This is a genomic window from Microcella indica (assembly GCF_013414345.1).
Lineage (GTDB): Bacteria > Actinomycetota > Actinomycetes > Actinomycetales > Microbacteriaceae > Microcella > Microcella indica.
Window position 1 is genome coordinate 1119988 of the sequence record NZ_CP058670.1, and the last position, 17221, is coordinate 1137208.

Here is a 17221-nt window from a genome sequence, read left to right on the forward strand (position 1 = left end):
CCCACTCTCTCGGTAGCGTGGACGGTGTGACCAGCCCCGATTCTCGGTACTCCGAGCACGACGCCGCGCGGCGTCACCCCGAGCAGCACACGACGAATCGCGGCCATTTCGCGCGGGATCGCGCTCGCGTGCTGCACTCGAGCGCCCTGCGCCGCCTGTCGGCGAAGACGCAGGTGCTGAGCCCGACGGCGGGGGTCGACTTCGCGCGCAACCGCCTGACGCACTCACTCGAGGTGGCCCAGGTTGGTCGCGAGCTCGCGGTCGCACTCGGACTCGACCCGGACGTCGTCGACACCGCCTGCCTCTCGCACGACCTCGGGCACCCGCCGTTCGGGCACAACGGCGAGGGCGCCCTCAACGCCTGGGCTGCCGACATCGGCGGTTTCGAGGGCAACGCCCAGACTCTGCGGTTGCTGAGCAAGCTCGAGCCGAAGGTCATGGGCGCGGACGGCGCGAGCTACGGCCTCAACCTGACCCGCGCGAGCCTCGACGCCGCGTGCAAGTATCCGTGGCCGCTGGCCTTGGGCGTCGACGACCCGGGCGGCCGCCGCAAGTTCGGCGTGTACGCCGACGACGTGCCCGCTTTCGAGTGGATGCGCGAGGGAGCGCCCGACCGCGTGCCCAGCATCGAGGCTCAGGTCATGGACCTCAGTGACGACATCGCCTACTCGGTGCACGACTTCGAGGACGCGATCGTGGGCGGCGTCGTCGACGCGGGCATTCTCGCGAGCCGCGACCATCACGAAGATCTCGTGCGCGGCGTGCTGCGCTGGATGGGCGATGAGCTCACCGAGGACGAGGTGCGAGCAGCCTTCGAGAGGCTGCAGGGCATCGAGACGTGGGTCACCGAATGGTCGGGCACGCGCGCGAACCTCGCGAGGCTCAAGAACCTCACGAGCCGCCTCATCGGGCGTTTCGCCCACGAGGCCGTGCACGCCACCCGTGCCGCGCATCCGCAGGCCTCGCTCGCCCGCTACTCGGCGGCGGTCGTCGTGCCCGTGGAGACGCGGGCCGAGATCGGCGTGCTCAAGGGCGTCGTCGGCACTCTCGTCATGGCGCACGACGAGCGGCAGCCGCTGTACGCGCACCAGCGACGGCTGCTCACCGAGCTCGCTGACGCGGTGTGGGCCGCGGGACCCCAGGCGCTGCGCCGCATCTTCCGCGCCGACTTCGAGGAGGCGGCGGACGACACGGCTCGGCGCCGCGTCGTCGTCGATCAGATCGCCTCTCTCACCGACCAGTCGGCGACGACCTGGCACGAACGCTGGGTGGAGGGGCGCGGCCTCGTCTGACTCGTCTGGGCTGCGACAACTAGGATCACCCCTGTGGCAGGCCTGATTCGACGCAGCGACATCGACGAGGTTCGGTCACGCACGAATCTGGCCGACATCGTCGGCGACTACGTGACGCTCAAGAGCGCGGGTGTCGGCTCGATGAAGGGCCTGTGCCCCTTCCACGACGAGCGCAGCCCGAGCTTCCACGTGCGCCCGCAGGTGGGCTTCTACCACTGCTTCGGGTGCGGCGAGGGCGGCGACGTCTTCACGTTCCTGCAGAAGATGGATCACGTGACGTTCGCCGAGGCGGTCGAGCGGCTCGCGGGTCGGCTCGGCTACGCCCTGCACTACGAGGAGGGCGGTCAGGTCGCCGACCAGGGCAACCGCAGCCGCATCCTCGCCGCGAACTCCGCCGCTGAGGAGTTCTTCCGCGAGCAGCTCAGCACCCCCGAGGCCGAGCCGGCGCGCTCCTTCCTGGGCTCCCGCGGGTTCGACCCGGCAGCGGCGGAGCGCTTCTCCGTGGGCTTCGCACCGGCGAGCTTCGACGCTCTCGGCACGCACCTGCGCGGCCGGGGGTTCACGCAGGAGGAGCTGCTCGCGAGCGGACTGCTGGGGCAGGGAGAGCGCAACACCTACGACCGGTTCCGCGGGCGCCTGGTGTGGCCGATCAAGGACACGACGGGGCAGACGCTCGGCTTCGGGGCGCGCAAGCTGCTGGAGACCGATCAGGGGCCCAAGTACCTCAACACTCCCGAGACGCCCGTCTACCACAAGTCGCAGGTTCTGTACGGGCTCGATCTTGCGAAGCGGGAGATCGCGCGTGAGAAGCGCGTCGTCGTCGTCGAGGGGTACACCGACGTCATGGCGTGCCACCTCGCGGGTGTCACGACGGCCGTCGCGACGTGCGGCACGGCGTTCGGTGGCGACCACATCAAGGTCATCCGCCGCATCATGGGCGACACGGCGAACGCCGACACGACGCAGCTCGGCGAGGTCGTCTTCACGTTCGATCCCGACGAGGCGGGGCAGAAGGCCGCGAGCCGGGCGTTCATCGAGGAGCAGCGGTTCGCGGCGCAGACCTACGTCGCCGTCGCGCCCGAGGGTCTCGACCCGTGCGATCTGCGGCTCGAGCGCGGCGATGACGCGGTGCGTCACCTCGTGTCGTCCCGCAAGCCCATGTACGAGTTCATGGTGCGCCGCCAGCTCGACCGTTTCGACCTCGAGACGGTCGAGGGCCGAGTCTCGGCGTTGCGTGCGGCCGCCCCGATCGTGGCCGACATCCGCGATCAGGCGCTCTCGATCGGCTATGAGCGCTCCGTGGCGGGGTGGATCGGCATCGAGCCGCGCGAGGTGGGTCGCGCCGTGCAGGCCGCCCGTCAGCAGGCGGCGCGCACGCCGCGCGAGTCGGCACCCGTGCGCTCGAGCGGCGGAGAGGGCCCCGGCGGTATCGCGGCGGGCGACGCGACCGCGGCACGCGGCGAGTCGGAGGCGCCGACGATCGGCATCGCCCAGCTGCCGACCGACCCGGTGACGCGGCTCGAGCAGGAGCTCCTCATGGCGCTCCTGCAGCACCCGGGCGAGGTGCCGATCGACACGGCGCGCACGGCTCTGCAGACGACGTTCAGTCAGCCCGCTCTCGCCACGGTACGGGATGCCCTGCTCGTGGCTCTTGAGCACTACGGCACCCCCGACTGGGTGCGGACGGTCTCCGACGAGGCTCCGACCGCGTTCGGCCCGCTCGTGACCCAGCTCGCGATCGCACCTCTGCCGATCCGCGACGGGCACGTCGCCACCTACTGCCGCGGCGTCACGGTGTCGCTCATCGAGCGCGACCTGCTGCGGCGCAAGACCGAGCTGCTCGGCGCCCTGCAGCGCATGGACTCCGCGCAGGATCCCGATCGGTATCGTGCACTGCAGCAGCAGATGGTCGACATCGAGACGGAGCGCCGGCGGGTGCGCGGCGACTGATGCTCACGCGCTCTCGCTAGTCTGGAGCTTCACCGGCCTGTGCGAGGGGAGACGCCGTGCTCGAGGAGTCCACCGCGACGATCGTCGAGGGCGCTCCGCGCCCCGAGGCGGTGGAGAGCCCGGCGGTCATCGCCGATGACCTGAGCCTGCGATACCCGGGCGGCATCCGTCACGGGGTCGAGGCCGTCACGGGGGTGAGCCTGCAGATCGCGGCGGGGGAGACGCTGGCGATGATCGGGGAGTCGGGCAGCGGCAAGAGCTCGCTCGCGCGCGCGATCGCGGGGCTCACCTCGCGCACGATCGAGCGCGGGCCCGTGATCGCGGGCGGATCGCTCGAGGTGCTCGGCATCGACGTGCGGCGCCTGCGCCGCAAGGACGACGCCGAGCTGGCCCTGCGCGTCGGCTATGTGCCGCAGGATGCCGGCGCGGTTCTCGACCCGCACCTCACGGTCGGCGAGAACGTCTCCCTGCCGCTCTTCGAGCGCGATGACGACCTCGACCGGAAGGTCGCCGGCGGCATCGTCGCCGAGGCCATCGACGCCATGCACCTGACGCTCGCGACGATTCCGAAGTACCCGCACGAGCTCAGCCGCGGGCAGCGGCAGCGCGTCGCGATCGCGCGCGCTCTCGTGCTCGACCCCGAGCTGCTGGTGGCCGACGAGGCCACCGCGGGTGTCGATGCGACCGTGCGCGCGACGATCCTCGGGCATCTGGCAGAGGTGCAGCGGCACCGCGGCTTCGCGGCGTTCGTCGTGAGCAGCGAGATCGGCGAGGTGCGGCGCCTGTCGACGCGCTTGGCCGTCCTGCACCGAGGCGAGCTCGTCGGCATGGGGCCCATCGACTCCGTGCTCGAGGAGGGCACCCACCCCTACGTGCGACGGCTCGCCGAGCTCGCCCGCGATCGCTCACGAGGAACGTCGTCATGAGACATCAGCACCGCGACCCGCTCTCCGGCAGCGGCGCGATCCCGAGCACGCGTCCCGAGCCTGGGCCGATCGCCGTGCTGCCCACCGTTCCGGCCGCCTTCGTCGACGCCGTGGCGGCGGGGGGCGGCGAGGTGGCTGAGCTCGACGCCCGCACTCGCGGGCTCGTGTGGTTGAGCGAGAAGCGCGCTGACGAGCTGGCGGAGCTGCTGGAGGCGCATCCCGCCATCGGATGGGTGCAGCTGCCGTGGGCGGGAGTGGACGCGTTCGCGGATCTCTTCGCGAGTCTCCCCGGCGGTCGAGGGCCGGTCTTCACGAGTGCGAAGGGTGCATACTCCGAGCCCGTCGCCGAGCACGCCGTGGCGCTCGCCCAGGCGGTGCTGCGCGAGCTCGCGCCCAAGGCGCGGCACGCCCGGTGGGCTGAGGCGCGCACGGGAACCTCGCTCTACGGCCGGCACGTGGTCCTCGTCGGCGCCGGGGGCATCGCGCGCGAGATCCTGCGCCTGCTCGAGCCCTACCGCGTCACGGTCACGGTCGTGCGGCGCACGGCGCAGCCTCTCGAGGGAGCGAACGAGACGGTCGCGGTGGATGCCCTGCACGACGTCCTCCCGCGCGCCGAAGTGCTCATCCTCGCCGCGGCAGCCACGTCGGCGAGCCGTCACCTGATCGGCGCGCGCGAGCTCGCGCTGCTGCCGGAGGGGGCCGCGCTCGTCAACATCGCGCGCGGCGCGCTCGTCGACACGGCGGCGCTCGGCGAGGCCCTCGCGCAGGGTCGGCTCGTCGGTGCGGGTCTCGACGTCACCGAGCCGGAGCCGCTGCCGGCCGACCACCCGTTGTGGGGCGAGCCGCGCTGCCTCATCACCTCGCACTCGGCAGACACCCCGGAGATGACGGCGCCGCTCCTCGCTCAGCGCATCACCGAGAACGTGCGCGGCTTCCTCGGCGATGGGCGATTCGTGGGGCTCGTCGACCCGGAGGCGGGGTACTGAGCGTGCAGCGGCACCGGTGTGGTCTGATACCGTAGTCCTCGCTGTTCCACACGATCCTCGATAGCTCAATTGGCAGAGCAGCCGGCTGTTAACCGGCAGGTTGTTGGTTCGAGTCCAACTCGGGGAGCCACCCTCTCCCTCTCGTGATCGCTCACGGCCGCGTGCCGGACCGCGGGCGGGGTGCGGGAGCGGAGTCCGCCGCGATAGCGTGGCACCAGCCGCGTCGTCGAGGCGGATTCAGCGTCAGTGCCTCGCGCGGGCCCGAGCGTCAGGAGCGCATCATGGATGAGTGGATCTCGGCGAACGCGATGTTCCTCGTTCTCGTCCTCGGACCCTCGGCGGTTCTGCTTCTGCTCTTCACGGTCGTGCTGCTCGTCGCCTGGGTGCGCGCCCGATCCCGCGCTCGCCGCACGGCGTTCGACCGCACGGCGGCGGAGCGCGAGCGCATCGACCTCGAGCTGTCGCTCGCCGAACAGACGGGCCGGCTGCGCGTGATCCGCGAGCTGCACGAGCTGTCGGTGCACGCCATCTCGACGGTCATCTCGCGGGCCGACGGCATCCGCTACACGGCTGAGCGCGACCCCGCGGCGGCCGCTCGCGTGGCCGAGGCGATGGCGGAGACTGCGCGGGCGACGCAGGCCGATCTGCGCCGGGTCATGAGCGTCGTGCGCGAGGGGGAGGCGAGCGTCGAGCCGCACCCCCAGCTGCGCTCGACGCGCGAGCTGTTCTCTCTCATGCGCGATTCGGGTCTCGACGTGGTCTTCGAGGAGCATGGCAAGCCGGTCGACCTCATGCAGGGCGTCGAGCTCACCATCTACCGCATCCTGCAGGAGGCCCTCGCGAACGCTCTGACGTACGGCGGCGGGGGCACGCAGGCGCGTGTCTCCTTCACGTGGTCGGCCGACGGTCTTCAGATCAAGGTGGAGGACGACGGTGCGCGAGCGGCGGCCCGGCGCGAGGGCGTCGACCCGAACGACGCCAAGGCGCGCGCCTACAGTCTGGACGACGACCTGCGAGCGCTGACCGACGAGGTCACGGGGCAGGGCATCCGTGAGATGCGATCGCGCGCGGAGCTGTACGGGGGCATCCTGACCGCATCCCCTGTCCCCGGTGTGGGCTTCTCGCTCGCGGTCGTGTTCCCCTCGCTCCGCTCGACGATGACGGCCCCGCACACTCCGTCCCCGGGGTCAGCATGAGCACGGTCGAGCCCGTCTCGGCGCTCCTCGTCGACGACTCGTCGCAGCAGCGGCTCGGCTGGCGCATGATCCTCGAGGCGCACCCGGACATCGAGGTGGTCGCGGAGGCTCCCGACGGGGCGCGTGCCCTCGCTCTTGCGCGTCGCATGCCTCTCGACGTCGTCGTCATGGACGTGCGCATGCCTCGCGTCGGCGGACTCACCGCGGCCGAGCGCATCCGCGCAGATGCGCAGGTGCGCGAGCAGGGCGACCCTCCCGGCATCGTGCTCATGACCGCGCTCGACCTGGAGGACTTCGTCGGCCCTTCCGCCGACGCGGGCGCCGACGCCCTGCTCTACAAGGACGTCGAGCCCGACACGCTGCTCACGGCGGTGCGCGCCGCCGCGACCGCCCGCCGAGCGCGCGCGTGAGCGATGTCACCTCGCGCCGGGATGCCCGGCGCGCGTCGCTCGCGGTCGGCCTCGCGGTCTCGGCGTACGGGGTGTCGTTCGGCGCGCTCGCGGTGACGGCGGGCCTCGATGTCTGGCAGACCTGCGTGCTGAGTCTCGTCATGTTCTCGGGCGGCTCGCAGTTCGCGGTCATCGGCGTGCTCGCCTCGGGCGGCACGGCAGCGGGTCCGGCAGCGGTCGCGGGAGCCACGCTCCTGGGGCTGCGCAACACTCTGTACGCGGTGCGGGTCTCGCCGATCGTGGGCCCGGGCTGGGTGAAGCGGATCGCCGCCGGCCACCTCACGATCGACGAGTCCACGGCGGTCGCGACCGCCCAGCCGACGCCGGAGGGTCAGCGGGTGGGCTTCTGGATGACCGGCCTCGTCATCTACGTCGGCTGGAACCTCATGACGCTCGCCGGGGCGCTCCTCGGCGACCTGCTCGGAGACGTGAGCCGGTTCGGCCTCGACGCCGCCGCGGCAGCGGCGTTCCTGGGCCTCGTGTGGCCGCGCCTGAGCGCTCTGCAGCCTGTCGTCGTGGCGGTGGCCGCGGCGGTCGTCGCCGCTGTGGCGATCCCTGTGCTGCCGCCGGGCCTCCCGGTGCTCGTCGCCGCGCTCGTCGCACTCGTGGTGGGCCTGCCCGACCTGTTCGGGCGCCGCCCCGGTGCTGAGCCGCTGCCTGTGCACGATGCGGCGCTCGACGAGCACGGCCCGCCAGCGCCCGATGCGGGGGAGGCCCACCGATGACGCTCTGGCAGATCATCCTGCTCGCCTCGATCGCGGTGCTCGCGCTCAAGCTCGTCGGCTATCTCGTGCCTCCGCGCGTGCTCGAGACCCCGACGGCCGCGCGCACGGCGAATCTCACGACGGTCGCGCTCCTGTCGGCGCTCATCGTCGTCCAGACGGTGAGCGCGGGGCAGCAGCTCGTGCTCGACGCGCGGCTGCCGGCCCTCGTGGTCGCGGCGGGGCTCCTCGCGGTGCGTGCGCCGTTCATCCTCGTCATTCTCGCGGCGGCCCTCGCCGCGGCCCTCCTGCGGATGCTCGGCTGGGCCGCCTGACACGCCCGCGTCTCGGCGGCGCGCGGTGCGGTCTCGCTCAGTCCTCGAGGTGATCGCGGCCGGGCAGCCAGCTCTGCCCCGGCGAGCCCCACGACTGCCTCTTGATGGCCTTGAGAGCGGCCTTGCCGTGCGGATGCGCGAGGCGGTCGACGTACAGGATGCCCTGCAGGTGGTCGTACTCGTGCTGCAGGATGCGGGCGAGCCAGCCCTCCGCCTCGAGCTCGAACCGGCGCCCCTCGAGGTCGGTCGCGCGCAGGAGCGCGTGCTCCGATCGCCGGAGGGGGAACCGCTCGCCGGGCACCGAGAGGCAGCCCTCGGAGTCCTCGTCCTCGTCCGCCTCCCCGAGAGGGGGAGGGCTCACGAGCAGCTCCGGATCGATGGCCGTGCCGTGATGCCGCTCGCCGTTCTCGTCGAGCCAGTCGTAGACGAAGATGCGCGCATCCACCCCCACCTGCGGAGCGGCGAGACCCACGCCGGGAGCGGCCTTCATGGTCTCGATCATGTCGGCGACGAGGGTGCGCACCTCGGCGGTGATGGCGCCCACGGGAGCGGCGGGAGAGTGCAGTACCGGCTCGCCGGTGATGCAGATGGGAAGCACGGCCATGCTGCTCAGAATATCGAGTGCGGGAGCGGTAGATTGACCGGGTGCCGCCCGAGCTGAGTGAGTTGACCGAGCAGATCAGCCTCACCCCTTTTCAGGCCATCGGCATCCCGATCGCGCTCGTCGGCGCCGTGTTCCTCTCGCTCGGCGCGCAGTTTCAGCACCGCGGGGTCGGCAAGGTCGAGGCGATGCACGGCGACGGCACCAAGTCGGGTCTGAGCCTCCGGCAGATTCTGCACCTGCTCGCGCGCCCCTCCTGGGTGCTCGGTTCGCTCATGCTCGCCCTCGCGGTCGTCTTCCAGCTCACGGCTCTCGGTTTCGCGCCGCTCATCGTGGTGCAGCCACTGGGCGTCGTCGCGCTCGTCATCACCGCGATCGTCAACGCCCGGGTGTCGAGAATTCAGCTCGACCGCCGTGCCATCCGGGCCATCGTCCTGTGCGTGGGCGGAGTCGGCGTCTTCGTGACGATCGCGGCGGTGTACGCGGTGGAGCAGGAGATCACGCAGACGCAGCTGCTCATCGTGCTCGGCGTGCTGGGGCTCGTCACGGCAGGGTTCGGCGTCGCTTTCGCGCTCCTGCGCAGAACCGCGACGGCCATGTTCTACATCGTCGGAGCAGGCGTGCTCTACGGCTTCGTCGCGACCCTCGCGAAGGTCGTCCTCAACCGCATCCTCAACGGCAACCTCGATTGGCTCACGGGCGTCGCCGTCATCGCGCTGCTCGCCTCCGCGGTGCTCGGCGGGTACTTCGTGCAGACCGCCTACTCGGTGGGCTCACCCGATCTCGTCATCGCGGGCCTCACGGTCGTCGACCCGCTCGTCGCGGTGCTCATCGGCGTGATCGTGCTCGGCGAGGCGTCGCTCATCCCGCCCGTGGCGGCGATCGCCGCCGTGGTGGTCGGGGTGGTCGCGATCTTCGGCGTCATCCAGCTCGCCAAGCACCACCCGCAGACGCACCGTTGAACTCGCCTGCCCGGGCCCTGTCCTGCGATAGCGTAGGTCGACGGTCCTCTCGCGACCGCGGCGCCCGTGACGGCGTCCGCCGATCACCTCAAGGAACCTCATCGACGTGCCTGACGTACCGCCTACGGGCGCAGCGACCTCCCGCCCGCTCCGCGTCCTCATCGGGGGCGACACCTTCGCGCCCGATGTCAACGGTGCGGCCAAGTTCGCCGAGCGCCTCGCGGCCGGTCTCGTCGAGCGCGGGCACGAGGTGCACGTCGTCGCTCCGGCAGCCGAGTCGGGGCCCAACTCGACCTCCGTGGAGGTGCACGAGGGCCAGCCCATGACCGTGCATCGACTGCGCTCGTGGCGCTGGTACCCGCACCCGTGGCTGCGCTACGCACTGCCGTGGCGCATCGAGCCGAACGCGGCCCGCCTTCTCGACGAGGTCAAGCCCGACGTCGTGCACTTCCAGTCCCACATCGTCGTCGGCCGGGGGCTCGCTCGTGAAGCGGTCAAGCGCGGCATCCGCCTCATCGGCACCAACCACTTCATGCCCGAGAACGGCCTGCAGTTCACGCCCTTCATCGGGCCCTTCCGCGAGCCCGCGATCCGCGCCGCGTGGAACGCGGCCGCCCGCACCTTCGGGCTCGCCGAGGCGGTCACGACGCCCACGCGCAAGGCCGCCGACTACATCGAGCGCTACACGTACCTGAAGGGCGTCTACCCCATCAGCTGCGGCCTGCACATCGACCACTACACGCCCAACCTCGAGCCGCGCAGCGAGAACGTCGTGCTCTTCCTCGGCCGTGTCGAGTCAGAGAAGCACATCGACGAGCTGCTGCGCGCAGCCGCCATGCTCGACCCCGAGCTCGATGTCAAGGTCGAGATCATCGGCGACGGCGAGCAGCGCCCCGCCCTCGAGCGGCTCGCCGCGCAGCTCGGCATCTCGCACCGCGTCCACTTCGCCGGCCACGCGCCCGAGTCGTACCTGAAGCAGCAGCTGACCCGGGCATCCGTCTTCGCCATGCCCTCACGGGCCGAACTGCAGTCGATCGCGACCATGGAGGCCATGGCCTCGGGGCTACCCATCATCGGTGCCAACGCGATGGCCCTGCCGCACCTCATCCACGACGGGGAGAACGGCTACCTCTACGAGCCCGGCGACGTGCCGCGGTTCGCGGAGCTGCTGACGAAGGTGTTCACGATGCCGCACGACGAGCTGCTCGCCCTCAAGCGCGAGAGCCTCTCGATCGTCGCCGACCACGACATCAACCGCACGCTCGACACGTTCGAGGCGCTCTATCGCGGCGAGCACGTGCCCGCACCCGTCGCGAGTGACGCCGACGCGCGCGGTCACGACGCTCGCAGCACGGATTCGTCGCGCGACTGACGTCGGGCACGAGCGCGCGCTCGGTAGAGTGTGAGCGGCCCGCCCGTCGGGCCTCGGGGCGGTAGCTCAGCTGGTTAGAGCAGTGGACTCATAATCCATCGGTCACGGGTTCAAGTCCCGTCCGCCCTACCGCTCAGACTCGCGCCGGGAGGCCTCATGACCATCGCCCACGCTGTGCCCAGCACGGCCGACTCGCGCATCGCCGCGGTCGTTCTGGCCCTGCAGGCGCTCGGCACGCTCGTCGCGCTCGGGCTCACCGAGGCGCGCCTCGACGTGCTCGTCCTCGTCGAGCCTCCCGTCCTGCTGGGGGAGGGCTCGGCTCCGCTCGTCACCGGCGCGCTCCTCACTCCCGAGGCAGTGCGCGGCATGCTCGCGGTGCTGCTCGTGACGGCAGCCCTGCAGGCGTTCCTTGTGCACCGCTCGGCGCGGGGAGCACTCGGCGCCTCGACGGCGTCGACCGCGCACTGGATCGCCGTGTCCCAGTCGCTCGGCATCACGGTCGTCTTCATCGCGCTGCTCAATGGTGCCGCCGCTGCGAGCACGATCGTCCTCGCCTACGCGCTCGCCGCCGGCGGCGGCCTCCTCGGGTGGTTGCAGGATCGCGCACCGCGGCTGACCCAGTCGCGGGCCCACCTGTGGCCATACGCCTTTATCACGGTGCTCGTGATCGTGCCCTGGGGTGTCATCGCGCTCGTGCAGATCACCGGCATCGTGCTCGGCGCGCCGGCGAGCGACGGCGTGCGCGTCACGACGCTCGTCGTGCTCGCGGTGACGGCCGCCTGGGCAGTCGCGGAGTGGGCCATCGCGCGACCCGCGGGCGTGGCGCGCTCGCCCGAGGGCGCCGCACGCCTGCGCGTGATCGCGTCCACCGGCCTCGCGAGCATTCCGGCGGGCGCAGTCCTCGTGCTCGCGCTCCTCGGGGGCTGAGCCTGCCCGCGCGTCGATTGGCGCGCATCCCGTCGCTTGGAGAGGATGAGTGCATGGCTGACACCGCACCCGCCCCTACCGCCCTCGAGCGCTACGCGTCCTTCCGCGAGCGGCGCTCCCTCGCCGCCGTGCAGCCGCAGGGGCCCCTCGCGCTCGTCAACACGCAGTGGGTGGACGGCGAGCAGACCATCTGGGGCGTGCCCGGTCGTTGGGCGACCACGCCCGAGGGCGGGCTGCTTGTGACGGCCTCGCCCGACGACGGCATCACCGTCGACGGCGAGCTCGTCGACGGCACTGTGCGCGTGCGCGGCAAGGACGATGCCGAGCCGAGCAGCATCGTCTTCGACGACCACACGACCGGGTTCGTCATCGCGGGCGAGGGCGGCACCTACGCCTTGCGCGTGTGGGACGCCCGCAGCGAGGCGATCGAGAACTTCGGCGGCATCGATGCCTTCGACTACAACCCCGACTGGGTCGTGACGGGCACCTTCCGCGAGATCGAAGGCGGCACGACGGTCGGCTTCGAGCACCTCAAGGACGAGGGCAAGACGCGCGAGCAGGTCGTGCCCGGCGAGATCCGCTTCACGCACGAGGGCGTCGACTACGACATCGCCGCCTTCAAGGCGGGGCGCGCTCTGCAGCTCGTGTTCGCCGATGCGACGAACGGCGAGTCCACCTACAGCGTCGGGCGCTTCCTGTTTCTCGCCCCGAACGCCGACGGCTCGATCACTCTCGACTTCAACCTCGCGATCCTGCCCCCGTGCGCGTTCAGCTACAACTTCAACTGCCCGTTGCCGCCGAAGCAGAACCGCTTCCCGTTCCCCATCGAGGCCGGAGAGAAGAACGTGCTCGCGAAGGACGGCTCGCTCCTGCACTGAGCCGCGTCCCGTGGCGCGGGATGCTGCACTCGCGCCCAGCGCGGCGGCGAGCCGAGCATCCCACCCGCACACCTCCGCAATTCAGGAGTCGAAGCGGTAGCAACCCGTCTCTCGGGGTCGTGCGCGGCGTGTCGCGCGGCTCCGAGCGCGCGAACTCCTGAGTTGTGGAGGTGACCGGGCGGCGGGGCGCGTCGGTGCGACACGGCAGACTGAGCGCATGCCGATCGTAGTCGAGCGCCGGGGCGCGACAGTCGCGCTCGTCGACGTCGACGACTCGGGCGCGGCGCGCGACGATCGCGCGAGCACCCTCACGACCGAGGCCGAACTGCCCGCCCTCGTCGCCGAGCGAGAGGCAGAGCATCCGCGCTGGGTGTGGACCGACACGGCGCAGTGGTACCCGCCGCTGCTCGCCGCGGGCGTGCGCGTCGAGCGCTGCCACGATCTGCGCCTCGTCGACCGCCTGCTCGCGGGCATCGAGGGTCGCGCTCCCCGCACCGACTGGGGCGCACCTGCCGCCACCCGGCAGCGGCACGGCGACACGCTCTTCGACCTCGACAGCGACCTAGACAGCGATCTCCCCAGCGGCCCCGGCAGCGCCCCCGCGCACTCCGTATGGGGGCAGGATGCTCCGCTCGCGCCGCCCGCCGTCGCCACCTATCGCGAGCACCTCGCCGTGATCGCCGCGCACCCCCGGTCCCGTGATCTCACGCTGCTCGCCGCGGCGGAGTCGGCCGGGGCCCTCGCGGCCGCGGAGATGACCCACGTGGGCCTGCCGTGGAGCGAGCGCGACCACGATGCTCTGCTCACCGCCGTTCTCGGGCCTCGCCCTCCGGTGGGTGGGCGCCCGGCGCGTCTCGACGAGCTGGCGGCCGAGGTGACCCGGCGACTCGGCGTCGGCCCCGTGGCGCTCGACTCGCCGACCGAGCTCATCCGGGCGCTGCGCCGCGCGGGCCTCGAGGTGGCGACGACGCAGCAGCGCGAGCTGCAGCGGCTGGCGCACCCGGCGATCGAGCCGCTCCTGCAGTACAAGAGCCTCGCGCGGCTGTGGACGGCGAACGGCTGGGCGTGGCTCGACGAGTGGGTGCACGACGGTCGCTTCCGCCCGGTCTTCCTGCCGGCCGGTGCGAGCAGTGGGCGCTGGGCTTCCGACGGGGGCGGCGCGCTGCAGCTGCCGCGGCAGGTGCGTCCGGCCGTGCGGGCCGACGAGGGGTGGATGCTCGTGGTCGCCGACGCGGCGCAGCTCGAGCCGCGCATCCTCGCCGCTCTCTCCGGTGACGAGGCGATGGCGCGCGCCGGCGCGGGTGTCGATCTGTATGCGGGCATGGTGGAGCGGGGCGTCGTCGATTCTCGCGAGCACGCGAAGCTGGGGATGCTCGGGGCCATGTACGGCGGAACGACCGGTGAGAGCGCCCGCGTGCTGCCGCGCCTCGCCCGCTCGTTCCCGGCCGCGATCGCGTTCGTCGAGGCGGCGGCCCGCACGGGGGAGCGCGGTGGCTCCGTGACGACGCATCTCGGCCGCACCTCTCCGCCGCCGAGCGCGGAGTGGCTCGACCGCCAGTCGCACGCGGCCGCGGAGGGAGCGTCGGAGGGCCTGCGGCGCGCGGCGCGCACCGATGCCCGGTCGTGGGGTCGCTTCACGCGCAACTTCGTCGTGCAGGGCACGGCGGCCGAGTGGGCCCTCGCGTGGCTCGCGGGTGTGCGTCGCAGACTGTGGGCAGCGGAGGGCGGCCCCCTGGAGGGGCAGCCGCACCTCGCGTTCTTCCTCCACGACGAGCTCGTGGTGCACGCTCCTGCGCACCGCGTGAGCGACGTGGAGTCGGCGCTGCGTGAGGCGGCGGCGGAGGCGGGCCGCATCGTGTTCGGGGCCACGCCGGTGACGTTTCCGGTCACGGTCGCCGCTGTGCAGCGCTACAGCGAAGCGAAGTAGCGCGCGTGACGGTCAGGTCGGCGGATGCACGGTCTCCGCCGCACGGCGGCCACGGCGACGGCGATCCGTGCGCAGCGGCCACGGCTCGATGTCGGGCAGGGAGTCGAGCCACGCGAGCGCGGCGGAGCGCAGCAGTCGTGCTGCGTGCTCGGCGGCGGCCTGGGCCTGACCTCCCGTGGGGTCGAGGGTCTCGCTCGAGGCGCCCGCGTACGGCTCCCACAGGCGGCGGTAGTTGGCGACGAGGGTGTCGTGGTGGCTTCCCGGGAGGGAGAGCGCCAGGAGGATGCGCTCGACCATGTCGTGCCAGTCGGCGATGTCCGGCTCGGTGAGGTGCATGCGCGCCTCGATGATCCCGTCGTCGGTGAGCTCGTAGAGCGGGAGATGGTCGTCGGTGATGCCGGCGGAGGCGATGAGCTCGTCGCGGCGCAGCCGGTCCAGGGTCGAGTAGACCTGCCCGACGTTGAGCGGGGTGTCGCGTCGCGTGCGCTCGACGACCTCGCCGTGCAGCTGATACCCGTAGGCGGGCCCGAGGGTGAGGACGGCGAGGAGGGAGTGTCGCAGCGTCATGGCTTCAGCCTAGGCGAGACGCCGGCCGGGCATCCCGATAATCACACTCTTGTGATTTCTGGCGTGCTGGGTGGATAATGGGCCCTGACGGGCAACCGTTCCAACCGAATACGCTGCACGCTCACTCCGAGCCAGGTCGATGGGGAAGTCGCACCTGAACGAAACGGAGTGAACTGTGGCTACTGCATCGGCTCGCGGAGTGCTGTTCGTGCACTCCGCTCCCCGCGCGCTCTGCCCCCACATCGAGTGGGCTGCAGGTCGCGCCATCGACCGCGCCGTCAACTTCGACTGGATCGAGCAGCCTGTCCTCCCCGGAACCCAGCGCGCCGAGTTCGTCTGGGAGGGCGAGGCGGGCAGCGGTGCGAAGATCGCGAGCGCGTTGCGCGGCTGGGAGCACTTGCGCTTCGAGGTGACCGAGGATGCTGCGCTCGGCTCCGACGGAGGCCGCTGGATGCACACGCCCGACCTCGGCATCTTCTTCGCCCAGACGGATGCCGCGGGCAACACCGTCATCCCCGAAGATCGCGTGCGGTACGCGATGGAGGTCGCCGGCAGCAACGCCCTCGAGCTGCACCGCGAACTGCGTCTGGCCCTGGGTCAGGCGTGGGACGACGAGCTCGAGGCATTCCGCCACGCGGGTGACGAGGGCAGCCGCGTGGTCTGGCTGCGCCACCGCGCCGGCTGACCGGCCCGCCGCGCTCCGCGCCCGCCCACCCGCGCGTCATCTCCACAATTCAGGAGTTGCGCCGGTTTGACGCGTGCTCGGGGCACCTGATCGGCGTGTCGCACGTCCTTCCAGACGCGATCTCCTGAGTTGTGGAGATCGCCCACGCGGATGGAGGCGGCAGCACCGACCGGCGCTGGGCGCGACGCGCGAGCGTCAGTAAGTCAGACGCTCAGACGCTGCGGAACGCGACGACCGAGTTGTGGCCGCCGAAGCCGAACGAGTTCGACAGGGCGAGCAACGGCCCGTCGCCGAGCGCGCGCGGCGACGTCACGACGTCGAGCGGAATCCGCTCGTCCTGGTTGTCGACGTTGATGGTCGGGGGAGCGGTGCGCTCGTGCAGCGCGAGGATCGTGAAGACCGCCTCGAGAGCGCCCGTGCCGCCGAGCAGGTGCCCGGTGGAGGCCTTCGTCGCCGACACGGGGATCGACCCGACCCGGTCACCGAAGACGCGCGCGAGGGCCGCGTACTCGGCGACGTCGCCCACGGGCGTCGAGGTCGCGTGCGCGTTGATGTGCGACACCTCCGACGGCGTGGCGCCGGCCTGCTCGAGAGCGGCGATGACGGCGCGCGCTGCCCCCGAACCCTCGGGGTCGGGCGCGGTGATGTGGAAGGAGTCGGAGGTCACGGAGCCGCCAGCGAGCTCGGCGTAGATGCGAGCGCCACGAGCGAGCGCGTGCTCCTTCGTCTCGAGCACGAGGGCCGCGGCGCCCTCGCCGAGCACGAAGCCGTCGCGGTCGACGTCGTACGGCCGCGAGGCGGCGGCGGGGTCGTCGTTGCGGCGGGAGAGCGCCTGCATGGCCGCGAACGCGGCGATGGGGAGGGGATGCACGACCGCTTCGGTACCGCCGGCGACTACGACATCGGCGAGACCGAGCTGGAGGTGCTCGTAGGCGTTCGCGATCGCCTCGGTGCCCGAGGCGCATGCGGAGACGACCGTGCGCGCGCCGGCACGAGCGCCGAGATCCATGCTGATCGCGGCGGCGGCGGCGTTGGGCATGAGCATGGGGATCGTCATGGGAAGGACCCGGCGCGGGCCCTTCTCCTTGAGCACGTCCCAGGCCTCGAGGAGCGTCCAGAGGCCGCCGATACCGGTCGCGTAGTCGACGAGGATGCGCTCGGGGTCGATGTCGGGGGTACCCGCGTCGGCCCAGGCTTCGCGCGCGGCGATGAGCGCGAATTGGGCCGAGGGGTCGAGTCTCTTGATCTCCTGGCGTTCGAGCACCTCGGAGGGGCGCACGGCGGCCTCGGCGGCGAAGGTGACGGGCAACTCGTGCTGGGCGACCCAGTCGTGCTCGAGGGCGCGCACGCCGGATTCGCCGCGCAGCAGGGCATCCCAGCTGTCGCGGGCGGTCCCGCCGAGCGGGGAGGTGGCACCGATTCCGGTGACGACGATGGTGGTCATAGCGTCAACTCTCTGCAGGTGTT

17 protein-coding genes and 2 tRNA genes are annotated in these 17221 nt (G+C 71.7%); 16 read left to right on the forward strand and 3 right to left on the reverse strand.

Annotated features, from left to right (window positions below; genetic code table 11):
• The first annotated feature begins 17 nt into the window (after positions 1-17).
• The 9 genes from HUJ41_RS05480 to HUJ41_RS05520 all read left to right on the forward strand — a co-directional run bounded on the left by HUJ41_RS05480 (position 18) and on the right by HUJ41_RS05520 (position 7835).
• Positions 18-1292 carry a deoxyguanosinetriphosphate triphosphohydrolase gene (locus tag HUJ41_RS05480; protein ID WP_431356477.1) on the forward strand — a complete coding sequence of 425 codons (1275 nt, stop codon included), beginning with the start codon at positions 18-20 and terminating at the stop codon, positions 1290-1292.
• Positions 1293-1325: 33 nt separating this feature from the next.
• Entirely contained in the window at positions 1326-3242 is a 1917-nt protein-coding gene (gene dnaG / locus HUJ41_RS05485) for a DNA primase (RefSeq protein ID WP_179873674.1), read from the forward strand.
• 56 nt (positions 3243-3298) lie between these two features.
• Positions 3299-4168: an ATP-binding cassette domain-containing protein gene (locus HUJ41_RS05490; RefSeq protein ID WP_224744593.1), complete on the forward strand. Its 870-nt coding sequence runs from the start codon at positions 3299-3301 to the stop codon at positions 4166-4168.
• Positions 4165-5154, forward strand: a complete 990-nt coding sequence (locus HUJ41_RS05495; RefSeq protein WP_179873675.1) for an NAD(P)-dependent oxidoreductase — start codon at positions 4165-4167, stop codon at positions 5152-5154. Before HUJ41_RS05490 ends, HUJ41_RS05495 begins: the two co-directional genes overlap by 4 nt.
• A 54-nt stretch (positions 5155-5208) precedes the next feature.
• Positions 5209-5284, forward strand: a tRNA-Asn gene (locus tag HUJ41_RS05500).
• Positions 5285-5435: 151 nt separating this feature from the next.
• Positions 5436-6350: a sensor histidine kinase gene (locus HUJ41_RS05505; protein ID WP_179873676.1), complete on the forward strand. Its 915-nt coding sequence runs from the start codon at positions 5436-5438 to the stop codon at positions 6348-6350.
• Entirely contained in the window at positions 6347-6760 is a 414-nt protein-coding gene (locus tag HUJ41_RS05510; protein ID WP_179873677.1) for a response regulator, read from the forward strand. Before HUJ41_RS05505 ends, HUJ41_RS05510 begins: the two co-directional genes overlap by 4 nt.
• Positions 6757-7524 carry an AzlC family ABC transporter permease gene (locus tag HUJ41_RS05515; RefSeq protein ID WP_179873678.1) on the forward strand — a complete coding sequence of 256 codons (768 nt, stop codon included), beginning with the start codon at positions 6757-6759 and terminating at the stop codon, positions 7522-7524. The genes HUJ41_RS05510 and HUJ41_RS05515 overlap by 4 nt, the downstream gene beginning before the upstream one ends.
• A complete protein-coding gene (locus tag HUJ41_RS05520) occupies positions 7521-7835 on the forward strand; it encodes an AzlD domain-containing protein (RefSeq protein ID WP_179873679.1) in 315 nt (104 codons plus the stop codon). The genes HUJ41_RS05515 and HUJ41_RS05520 overlap by 4 nt, the downstream gene beginning before the upstream one ends.
• Before the next feature lie 37 nt (positions 7836-7872).
• On the opposite strand, the gene def is transcribed toward HUJ41_RS05520, so the two are convergent.
• Positions 7873-8439 carry a peptide deformylase gene (def, locus tag HUJ41_RS05525; protein WP_179873680.1) on the reverse strand — a complete coding sequence of 189 codons (567 nt, stop codon included), beginning with the start codon at positions 8437-8439 and terminating at the stop codon, positions 7873-7875.
• A 41-nt stretch (positions 8440-8480) separates the two neighbouring features.
• On the opposite strand from def, the gene HUJ41_RS05530 reads away from it, so the two are divergent.
• From HUJ41_RS05530 to HUJ41_RS05555, 6 genes are all read left to right on the forward strand, one after another.
• Positions 8481-9398 (forward strand): DMT family transporter, encoded by a 918-nt coding sequence (locus HUJ41_RS05530; RefSeq protein ID WP_179873681.1) that lies wholly within the window; start codon positions 8481-8483, stop codon positions 9396-9398.
• Between the two features lie 106 nt (positions 9399-9504).
• On the forward strand, positions 9505-10770 hold the full coding sequence (locus tag HUJ41_RS05535) for a glycosyltransferase (RefSeq protein WP_246299335.1): 1266 nt from the start codon (positions 9505-9507) through the stop codon (positions 10768-10770).
• A gap of 55 nt (positions 10771-10825) precedes the next feature.
• Positions 10826-10899 (forward strand) — tRNA-Ile (locus tag HUJ41_RS05540).
• Positions 10900-10926: 27 nt separating this feature from the next.
• Complete coding sequence (locus tag HUJ41_RS05545) at positions 10927-11697, forward strand: hypothetical protein (RefSeq protein WP_179873682.1); 771 nt, start codon at positions 10927-10929, stop codon at positions 11695-11697.
• Between the two features lie 53 nt (positions 11698-11750).
• Positions 11751-12575, forward strand: a complete 825-nt coding sequence (locus HUJ41_RS05550) for a DUF1684 domain-containing protein (protein WP_179873683.1) — start codon at positions 11751-11753, stop codon at positions 12573-12575.
• Positions 12576-12792: 217 nt separating this feature from the next.
• The gene (locus HUJ41_RS05555; RefSeq protein WP_179873684.1) at positions 12793-14502 is read left to right on the forward strand and encodes a bifunctional 3'-5' exonuclease/DNA polymerase; all 1710 of its coding nucleotides are present in this window, start codon (positions 12793-12795) and stop codon (positions 14500-14502) included.
• A 12-nt stretch (positions 14503-14514) separates the two neighbouring features.
• On the opposite strand, the gene HUJ41_RS05560 is transcribed toward HUJ41_RS05555, so the two are convergent.
• The gene (locus HUJ41_RS05560; protein ID WP_179873685.1) at positions 14515-15069 is read right to left on the reverse strand and encodes a PadR family transcriptional regulator; all 555 of its coding nucleotides are present in this window, start codon (positions 15067-15069) and stop codon (positions 14515-14517) included.
• A 175-nt stretch (positions 15070-15244) separates the two neighbouring features.
• Between HUJ41_RS05560 and HUJ41_RS05565 the strand changes: the two genes are divergently transcribed.
• Positions 15245-15754, forward strand: a complete 510-nt coding sequence (locus HUJ41_RS05565; protein WP_179873686.1) for a DUF3145 domain-containing protein — start codon at positions 15245-15247, stop codon at positions 15752-15754.
• A gap of 211 nt (positions 15755-15965) precedes the next feature.
• On the opposite strand, the gene HUJ41_RS05570 is transcribed toward HUJ41_RS05565, so the two are convergent.
• A complete protein-coding gene (locus tag HUJ41_RS05570) occupies positions 15966-17198 on the reverse strand; it encodes a beta-ketoacyl-[acyl-carrier-protein] synthase family protein (RefSeq protein WP_179873687.1) in 1233 nt (410 codons plus the stop codon).
• Positions 17199-17221: the final 23 nt, after the last annotated feature.